At 70.6% G+C, this 1,862-nt stretch carries 2 protein-coding genes; one reads left to right on the top strand and one right to left on the bottom strand.

The window, feature by feature from the left end; translation table 11 throughout:
- Positions 1 to 36: 36 nt before the first annotated feature.
- On the bottom strand, positions 37 to 621 hold the full coding sequence (locus tag GA0115259_RS21540; RefSeq protein ID WP_093599703.1) for a response regulator: 585 nt from the start codon (positions 619 to 621) through the stop codon (positions 37 to 39).
- Between the two features lie 286 nt (positions 622 to 907).
- Here GA0115259_RS21540 and GA0115259_RS21535 point away from each other — a divergent pair.
- On the top strand, positions 908 to 1,862 hold a 955-nt coding region (locus GA0115259_RS21535), incomplete at its 3' end, for an ATP-binding protein (RefSeq protein WP_141716649.1).

Here is a 1,862-nt window from a genome sequence, read left to right as displayed (position 1 = left end):
GAGCGGCCCGCGCGCCCGCGGGCTACCGCCTGCGGGCTACCGGGCCCGCGCGCGCCGAAGTTCGCCCAAGGTGTCGCCTATGCGCGCGAGCTGCTGTCCCAGCGTCGCCAGATCGTTCGGCGCGCCGCGCCGTAACTCCTCCTCGATCGACGACAGCCGGCCCGCGATCTCCCCGAGGTGCTCCTGCTCACGCGCCAGCATCCGCTCCAACTGCTGGTTCTTCCGGTGCAGATCGAGGAAGACACCGACCTTGGCCCGTAACACCCACGGGTCGAACGGCTTGGTCAGAAAGTCCGCCGCGCCTGTGGCGTACCCGCGGAACGCGTAACCGCTGTCGGACTCGGGCCCGTTCAGAAAGATGATCGGGACGTCCTTGGCGTGGTCCAGCCGCTTGATCCGGGCGGCCGTCTCGAAACCGTCCATGCCCGGCATCCGGACATCCAGCAGGACCAGCGCGAACGGCTGCCGCAGCAGTTCCTCCATCGCCTCCTCGCCCGAACGGGCCCGTACGAGTGTCACGTCCAGGGAGCCGAGGACCGCTTCCAGTGCGACGAGGTTGTCCTCCATGTCGTCCACGAGAAGAATGGTCGCGCGTTCCGCGGAGGCTGTTGACCTGCTCATCCGGCTCTCCTTGTCGGCCCTCGGCCCTCGCCTGTCGGCCAGCGGGGCAAGACTGCTCTGTCCGGCGCGGTTTCGCACGTCGTTACCCGGGGTTTGGCCGCCGTGTTGTCAACCCGTGTCCTCAGCCATACCGTCCTTCTCCCAGCACGCCGCCGGACCTCGGCTGTTCACCAACTCCAGGCAAATATCCGCCCACTTCGATGACTCGGCGCATATGGACGCGCTCCGTCTGTCACTCTGTCGGGATCGTAAGTGGCACAACACCAGAACGGGATCAGGAGCCGCAGTGGGGCCCATTCCGATTCCGCGCGAGTCGCTGCACCGTTCGGCACCCGAGGTGCCGTTACGGCAGGACGCGCGGTCGACGTCACGTACCAGCCTGCCCGGGAACCCGCTCGCGCCGTCCGCCGCGCGCCGGTTCGTACGCGCGACGCTGGCCGACTGGACCAGCCAGGGAAAGCTGGCCACCTGCACCTTCTGCCGAGGCGACGGAGGATGCGCGCCAGGGCGGCACAGCACCGATCTGCTCGCGGACGACGCGGTGGTCATCGTCAGCGAACTGGTCACCAACGCGGTCGTGCACGCCGGGACCACCGTCGAACTGCTCTGCCGCCACGAGACGGCGGCCGAGGATCCCTCGGGGACGGGAGAGGAGCCGGCCGCCCTGGTTCTGGAAATATCCGATCACCATCCCGCGCGCGCCATCCAGAGCGACGCCCGGGGCCAGGCGCCGTCCGGCACTCCGGAGTACGGCCGCGGGCTGCAACTCGTCGCCTCCCTCGCCGAACGCTGGGGCATCACCTACCGTCCCGGGCTCAAGACCGTCTGGGCCCGGCTGCCGCTCGAAGGGCGGGAGGCAGGGCCCGGCCAGCCGGGCGAACCCGCGCTGCGCCGGGGACTGCGCGCCGCCGAGATTCTCGCGCCCTCGTCGCGGCGTTCCGTACGGGACGATCCCGACTGGATCGGCCGTGGCGCGCTCTCCTTTCTCGCCGAGGCCTCGGAGCTGCTCGCGGGCCAGCTCGACGAGGATCTGATCGCGGCGCTCGCGGGACAGTTGCTGGTGCCGCGGCTCGCGGACTGGTGCGCGGTGTGGCTGGACGCCGAGAGCGCTCAGGCAGGCACGGCGCCACGGCTCGCCCGCGTCTGGCACGCCGACGAGTCCAGGACCGGCGAACTGCGCGCGGTCCTGGAGAAGGACCCGCCACGGCTGCCGGACCTGCCGAGGGGCGGCCCGGGGCGGG

It is taken from the genome of Streptomyces sp. MnatMP-M17, from assembly GCF_900091995.1.
GTDB lineage: Bacteria > Actinomycetota > Actinomycetes > Streptomycetales > Streptomycetaceae > Streptomyces.
The sequence above is the reverse complement of the archived record's forward strand: the minus strand, read 5'-3'. Positions and strand labels throughout refer to the sequence as shown.